We start from the raw sequence: 7,834 nt of genomic DNA on the forward strand, positions 1-7,834 counted from the left end.
GACGCGGCCCCTGCCGCAGACGGCTTGGCTATGTTCTCGCTGGTCACAGGTGCACTCTTCCATGATCGGAGTTACACCGTTTTTCTTACAGTCCCCGTTGCCCCTCCAGGGTGAGGATGGTTCTGGCGATTGACGTGAGCGTGTTGGGGCTGACGCGGGCTCTGCTGAAGATTCGCCAGGCCTTGAGGCGGGCGAAGGCTCGTTCCACGGGCGCGCGGAGACGTGTGCCCGGTTGACGGACTTCTCCCTGACGCTGAGCTCGCGGTCTCGGCGCTTCTTGACGGGTGCCGCAAGCGTTCTGCCGGCGCCTTGTTAGGCCTTGTCCGCGAGGGCGGGGATCCTCAGCCGCTCACAGATGGCGACGATGTACTGGGTGCGGGCCGCAGTGGTGTCCGCGGTCCGTCCGGGCAGAGCCGGCGAGTACCAGATGAGTTCGCCGACTGGACCGGTGACCGCCTGGACGTTCACGCCGTGCTCGCGGCGATGGCCGGAGTAGTCGTCCTGGCTGTTGCCGACGCGGTCGCACTCGGCGAGCGTGCCGTCCACGAGTACGTACCCGGGACGTGCCTGCCGCAGCGCGCGGGTGAGCGAGGTGGCACGGGCAGCCAGGTGTGTGATCACACTGTGTACGGCGCAACCCGGCCGCGATCTGAGCCAGAGTGTCGTGCTCGCGGGGGTATACGAGTGTGATCAAGGTCCGCTGCGAGGCCGGCAGCTTGCACCGGCGGTCACCCTCACGGGCGATGATCAGCGTTGTCACCCACTCCACGAGGGCATGCGGAAGGTTCAGTACCGCAGGATAGGCATCCAACAAGGCTCGCCGGCGGCGGAGTCGAGACGTGAGACATCTCGCTCAGCCGTCTGGGCCTGCCCGTTACGATCCCTTGCCCGTCACCCGATCAGAGGCCAACACGAAGAAGCTCACTGTGGTGGCAGGACGGTGGTGCCGGCGCCCTGGTGGGTGGCGGCCCGGGGGTACCAGAGCGGTAGTACGGCTCATCCGCCCGAATCCGGTCGGTGGGGATCAGGGTGCCGTCGACGATGACGAAGTCGCCCTCGCCCAGCCCGGTCAGGTCCTCATATAGACCGGGCGCCCAGGCCGCGAGGACGTCGAGGGTCTCGTCGACGTAGCGCCAGGCAGTGGCTGCCGAGACGCCGAAGCCAGCTGCCAGAGCGGGCAGCGTCTCGTTCTTGCGCGGGTGCACCAGCGCGAGCAGGGCCGGCTGGAAGCATCCCAACCTCGTTCACCGCGAACGGCGTTCACACCCTCGTGCGTAGATGAGCCAGGAAACGTGCTCAACCAGCTAATGCGGGACGTCGACCGCGGCACGATACGAGACCAAGCGAGGCTCCTCGGACAATGCGTGATGCGTAGAGAACACACCACAACGACCAGAAGCCTGGTCTCGGTGCGCCTGTGACCTGCCATTTCACCCTGCCGGCACAGGATGAGAACGGCTCACTAGACCCTTTTTCATCCTGTGCCGGCAGGGTGAAATGGCCTGGTGGGCGAGGGTGTGACAGAGCAGGGCCCCCGGTCGTTTGCGTGGTGATCTCACACTCATCACACCGGCGACCGAGGGGCCCTGTTGCTTCCGTATCCTTTCATGCTCGACGTCCCGTACGAGCTCGTCGAGCACGTCTCCTGGCTCATCTACGCCCGAAGGCGTGAACTGAACTCGCCCTGGCGACGGCTCGGCTGCCTCAAGCAAGCACTGCTCGTCCTGGCCCACCTTCGCGAACGAGACGTTCGCCCAGCTCGCGGCAGGCTTCGGCGTCTCGACCGCGACAGCCTGGCGCTACGTCGACGAGACCCTGGACGCCCTCGCGGCCTGGGCGCCGGGCCTGCACGAGGCCCTGGCCGGGTTGGGCGAGGGCGACTTCGTCATCGTCGACGGCACCCTGATCCCCACCGACCGCATCGCCGCCGACGAGCCGTACCACTCCCAAAAGCACAAGCAGCACGGCATGAACATCCAGGTCATCGCCCGCCCCGACGGCACACCGCTCTGGTTCTCCCGAGCCACGCCGGGCCGCACCCATGATCTGACCGCAGCCCGCGCCCACGGGCATCGTCCAGGCCTGCCTCAACCGACAGATTCTCGTCCCGGCGGACCGCGCCTACCAAGGCACCGTCGCCACCATCAGCACCCCCTACCACCACCGCGAACAGCCCAGCCACTACCAGCGGTTCAACCGCGACCACGCCCGACTCCGGGCACCTGGCGAGCGCGCCTCCGCCTGCTCAAGTCCTGGCGAATCCTCCGACGAGCCAGATGCTCCACCCGCCGCATCGGCACCGCAGTCCAGGCCATCCACACCCTGCTGACCTGCCAGCTATTCAGGATGAAAAGTGCTCAATGAGGCTAAATCTAGGGAAATGGCAAGCGATAGATATGTCACAATGCGGTCTAAATTGGTTGCGCGTCGGAGGCCGTCAGCCTGCGAGAGACGCTGATTACTCCGCACGCCCGGCTCTTCTTGCGACAAGTATAAACTACTCATAAAGTTACGCGAGGCGGAAGTAACATTTTTCTGTAACAGTAAGCACACTTCATTTTTGGCGCTAGAAATTGACCTGACGCTTCCCTGCATCCGCTAGGGCGAAGCGGGCTTCTTGCATGTGTCGAGACTGCCGTTTCGTTCGCTCTTAGCCGACTTCTTCGGCTCTGGCAGTTTCGCCGCCGTCTTACTCAAGGATCCGCTCATGCAGTCTGATACTCCTTCAGCGCCGTACTCGAACGCTGCTCCCCTTCATGAGCTGGGTGCCGCACGCAGCGGACCTCTTGGCGGGTGTGTACATCATGTGGTTGACCGGTGGGCGGTCGAGACACCGGATGCGGTGGCTCTGGTAACGACCGAGGAGTCGCTTACGTATGCGGAGCTGCGGGCGCGTTCGAGCCAACTTGCCCACTACTTGCTGGACCAAGGCGCGGAGCCTGGGTCCAGGATCGGAGTACGTCTGCCTCGCAGCATCAACGCCGTCGTCTCTTTCCTCGCAGTGCTCAAAGCCGGCTGTGCCTATGTGCCACTCGACCCTTCCTATCCCCCAGACCGTCTCGCCTTCATGACCGAAGATGCCCAACTGGCTCTCACCATCACCACAGACCTCCTCGCCTCCCGCAAGCACACCATCGCCGCCTATCCCGCTGAAGCACCAGCCACGAGCACCTCCGGCGATGACATCGCCTACGTCATCTACACCTCCGGCTCCACTGGAAAACCCAAAGGCGTCCAGATCCGTCACACCAGCATCCTCGACCTGATCATGTGTGCCGATTACGCAGATTTCGGACCTAACACTCGGTTTATGCACTCCGCCGCTATTTCGTTCGACGCAGCCGTATGGGAGGTGTGGACGCCGCTGCTGTGGGGGGGCCGGTTGGTAGTAGCACCTCCCGGCGCATTGAGCGCTCAGCAGATCGGAGAAACGATTCGGCAGCACCAAGTCACGGATGCTTTTCTGCCGTCTGCGTCCTTCCACAGGCAGATGGAAGAGGATCCCGAGGCCGTGGCTGAGCTCCGCACACTGGCGGTAGGTGCTGAATCGGTGCGGGCGGAATACGCAAAAGCAGCGCTGGCAGTTAATGAAAAATTGCGTCTCATCCATGCTTATGGGCCTACCGAAGCCACTGTCTACTGCACGTACCACGTGATGGACGGAGTCTCAGACGTCGAAGATCCGGTGCCTATCGGCCGGGCGACGCCAAACACGCGGCTGCGCGTCCTCGGCCTCGACGGACGTACCTTGCAACCCGGGGAAAGGGGAGAACTATACGTAGGCGGGCCGGGTGTCGCGGCCGGGTATTTGAACAGGCCGGAGCAGACAAACGAGCGGTTCATTCCGGATCCTGACTATCCGGGCGACTATTTGTATCGCACTGGCGACCTCGTGCGATGGCGGCCTGACGGCGCTCTGGTGTTCTGTGGACGGGTTGACCAGCAAGTCAAACTGCATGGCTATCGTATCGAACCAGGAGAGATCGAAGCAGCCCTTTGCCGCCACCCCGACGTGGCGCAGGCGTTGGTTATTAAACGAGAGGACCTGCCGGGTCGCCCGTATCTCGCTGGCTACCTTGTACCTAATGGAAATAGTGGCGCAAGTGAGGACTTCCGGACATTCCTCTCACGACTACTCCCCACCCATATGATACCGGCCGCCTTCGAAGTTATCGACTCGTTTCCTTTGACGGTAAACGGCAAGATCGATCCTGCCGCCTTGCCCGTTCCCGAGCGAAAGCGTGATTCTACACTAGGCTGTCTGATCGAAGCTGGTTCGCCATTAGAGCGAGAATTGCATGAAATTTGGCGCGACATACTCGGTTTCGAAGTATCCGTCAGGGACGGATTTACCGCTGCCGGTGGGGACTCTCTGAGCGCGATGCGTGCGGTCACCGCGATCGAGAGCCGGTTCGGGGTTCGTCTGCCGTTGTCGATGCTGTTCCCAGACGGAACAATCTCCGGCTTGGCGGCTCTGATCGAAGACTTAAGGGTGAGCAGGAACGATCGCGCTGCGACCTCGTTTCCGCTCGCTCCGCGCGACTTCGTGCCAGCCACCAATGGTCAACAGGGCTTATGGTTTCATGACCAAGCCCTTCCAGGAAGTGCTGTTTACAGTGAGGTGCTCTCTTTGAGGCTGAGAGGGCGCCTGGATCGGGCGGTGCTGCAGCAATGCCTGCAGCGGCTGGTAGATCGGCATGAGCCGTTGCGCACAGGGTTTTTCATGGGCTGCTCCATGCTTGAGCAGTCGATCCTCCATGCGAGCCAAGTCATCTTGGAAGAAGTAGACCTGCGTGCTCTTCCTAGCGCAGACCGAGAGCAGTTGGTTGCTCAGGAAGTGCGCCGATTGGCGGGCCGTCCTTTCGATTTGGCCGCTGGACCCTACTTTCGATCCTATTTGATCAGAGTGACTGATACTGAAAGCGTGCTGGTGATGTCCACGCATCACACGGCGATTGACGGATGGTCTGCCAACATTCTGTTCGAAGAGCTTGGGGAGCTCTACCGGTCTCTGTTATCGAATGAAGAGCCTTCACTTGCGCCTCCAGCCGTGCAGTTCGCGGATTTCGCTGTATGGCAGCACGGGCAGCTTATGCAAGATGCATTCGCTGCAGATCGCGCCTACTGGAAGAAGCGGCTGTCTGGCGTTCCTGACTTCCTCGCCCTGCCCGGCGACTTCGCCAGGGCTGGCTTACCCACAGGAGAAGGTGCTCTCATACACGTAGTGTTGCCAGACGAGCTGGCGGAGCGAGTCGACCAGCTCGCACGGAGTAGCGGAGTCACGCGCTACATGATCCTACTTGCGGTCTTCAGCCTTCTCCTGGCCCGCTACGCTGACACAGAAGATGTTGTCGTGGGAACCCCGGCAGCCGGCCGCTTGCACTCTGATCTGCAGCGTACCGTCGGTTACTTTATAAACATGCTTCCCATGCGTACTTCTTTGACGCCTGACCTTTCGTTCCTGGATCTCCTTTTACAGGTACGGACTACGGTACTGGAAGCGTACGCGCATCAGCAGCTGCCATTTTCAGATATAGTCCGGTCATGTGGGATCGATTCAGAGTCGCTGACGCCTCTTGTTCAGGTGGCTCTGGTTCCTGAAGATGTTTACCGTCACAGCTTCCTCCTGAACGATGATCTGACCGCCGAATTTGAATATCATGACCTTGGAATCTCGAAGCTAGACTTGACATTGGCTTTGATTCCCGAAACGGCGAGCCGTCCTGGCTTCCGGATCAACGCAGAGTTCCGTACTGACCTGTTTCATGCCTCGACCATCGAGAAGATGCTCCATCAGGCCGTCACGCTGCTTCAGTCTGCTGTTACAGAGCCCAACAAGTCAGCATCCGAGCTCTCAATGATCAGCCCCGGCGAGCAGGCCAGAATCTGTGGAGGGTTCGATGGCACGCCACAGGCTGTTCCAGACAGCGGGTGTGTACATCATGTGGTTGACCGGTGGGCGGTCGAGACACCGGATGCGGTGGCTCTGGTAACGGCCGAGGAGTCGCTTACGTATGCGGAGCTGCGGGCGCGTTCGAGCCAACTTGCCCACTACTTGCTGGACCAAGGCGCGGAGCCTGGGTCCAGGATCGGAGTACGTCTGCCTCGCAGCATCAACGCCGTCGTCTCTTTCCTCGCAGTGCTCAAAGCCGGCTGTGCCTATGTGCCACTCGACCCTTCCTATCCCCCAGACCGTCTCGCCTTCATGACCGAAGATGCCCAACTGGCTCTCACCATCACCACAGACCTCCTCGCCTCCCGCAAGCACACCATCGCCGCCTATCCCGCTGAAGCACCAGCGACGAGCACCTCCGGCGATGACATCGCCTACGTCATCTACACCTCCGGCTCCACTGGAAAACCCAAAGGCGTCCAGATCCGTCACACCAGCATCCTCGACCTGATCAGCGGCTCGGGAATTGCACAGGTAGATGCAAGCAGCCGCTTTCTGCACTCCACGTCAGTGTCATTCGACCTGACGACCTTCGAGGTGTGGCTCACTCTAACTAGCGGCGCACAGCTAGTTATCCTCTCGCCGACTTCGCCGACTGTGGACGACATTGCGCAGATCATTGCCAGCCACAGCATCACGCACGCATGCATTGCCACCGCGTTGTTCCACCGCCAGGCCGAACATGCCCCTGCAACATTTACCGATCTGCAGACTCTTGTCGTAGGAGGAGAGGCGCTCAGCCCTGACCTGGCAAGGACTGTTCTGGCAGCCAGCCCTGGTCTGCGACTGATCAATGGATACGGCCCGACAGAAGCAACCGTCTACGCTACTTTCCACCTTCTCACTCACCCTGACCAAGTGACTGACCCAGTGCTGATCGGGCGCCCGACACCCAATACGCGAGCACGAGTCCTCAGCCCTGGCGGCCAGTTGCAGCCCATCGGTTGTGCGGGAGAGCTTCATCTGGGCGGGCCGAGCCTGGCTGCCTCCTACCTGAACAGGCCGCAGCTTACTGAGGAGCGGTTTGTGCCTGACCCGGAGCATCCCGGCGAGCGGCTCTACCGTACAGGGGACCTTGTGCGGTGGAAACCGGACGGCATGCTGGCCTACTGCGGCCGCATCGACCAGCAGATCAAGCTGCATGGCTACCGCATCGAGCCGGGAGAGATCGAAGCAGTTCTACGCCTGCATCCAGATGTAGCGGACGTGCACGTCCTCAAGCGGGAAGACCAGCCCGGCTACCCCTACTTGGCGGCCTACTACACGACAGTCTCTGGAGGGAGCGTCACTTCGCACGACCTGACACGGCTAGCTGCCAGCCGCCTTCCCACGTATATGGTTCCGCGAATCTGCGTACCCCTCGATCAGTTTCCACTGACGGTGAACGGAAAGCTGGACCGTGCCTCTCTACCCCTGCCTGGCCGGCCCGCACGCTCCCCCCAATCCTCACCGCCCTCTAAGGATCGAGCCATCGAAGAGGAGATTGCCACGATCTGGCAGAGGGTGGTCATGGCAGATGCCATCGACCTGGATGAGCGACTATTCGATATCGGCGGGGCGTCTGTGCACGTGGCCCGCATCCATCAGCTTGTCACTGAAAGATTCGGCCTTCCCGCACTACGCATGGTCGACTTGTTCACCCATCCGACAGTCCGCACCTACAGCAGACACATACGCACACTGCTGGAGTCCTCCTAACGATCCGGTTTTGAGATGGAGGCCCGCGGGCCTCCGATCGGGTGCCGGTGAGGTTGTGGAGGAAACGGGCAGAGCCTGAGCGAGTCGCCTAGGGTCTGTTGCGAAAGTGGATCTTGTTCGTTGATGATCACGTCCTGTGGGACGTGGGGATCTGACGAACGGCCAGTGGGCCCGGCTTGAGCC

At 61.3% G+C, this 7,834-nt stretch carries 1 protein-coding gene and 3 pseudogenes; 2 read left to right on the plus strand and 2 right to left on the minus strand.

Going from position 1 to position 7,834, the window contains the following annotated elements; genetic code table 11:
- Positions 1 to 85 precede the first annotated feature (85 nt).
- Both ACIGXE_RS37270 and ACIGXE_RS37275 read right to left on the minus strand, forming a co-directional pair.
- Positions 86 to 811: pseudogene (locus ACIGXE_RS37270) on the minus strand (transposase family protein).
- Between the two features lie 175 nt (positions 812 to 986).
- Positions 987 to 1,304: pseudogene (locus ACIGXE_RS37275) on the minus strand (transposase family protein); the annotation flags it as partial.
- A gap of 238 nt (positions 1,305 to 1,542) precedes the next feature.
- On the opposite strand from ACIGXE_RS37275, the pseudogene ACIGXE_RS37280 reads away from it, so the two are divergent.
- A pseudogene (locus ACIGXE_RS37280) lies at positions 1,543 to 2,364 on the plus strand (transposase family protein).
- A gap of 343 nt (positions 2,365 to 2,707) precedes the next feature.
- Positions 2,708 to 7,651, plus strand: a complete 4,944-nt coding sequence (locus ACIGXE_RS37285) for an amino acid adenylation domain-containing protein (protein WP_399754603.1) — start codon at positions 2,708 to 2,710, stop codon at positions 7,649 to 7,651.
- Positions 7,652 to 7,834: the final 183 nt, after the last annotated feature.

The sequence above is a fragment of the Streptomyces sp. NPDC053431 genome, from assembly GCF_044544925.1.
Lineage (GTDB): Bacteria > Actinomycetota > Actinomycetes > Streptomycetales > Streptomycetaceae > Streptomyces.

Bases quoted from the DNA above. Each gene is read 5' to 3' on its own strand.
- ACIGXE_RS37285 (WP_399754603.1), top strand. From the start codon at position 2,708: ATGCAGTCTGATACTCCTTCAGCGCCGTACTCGAACGCTGCTCCCCTT.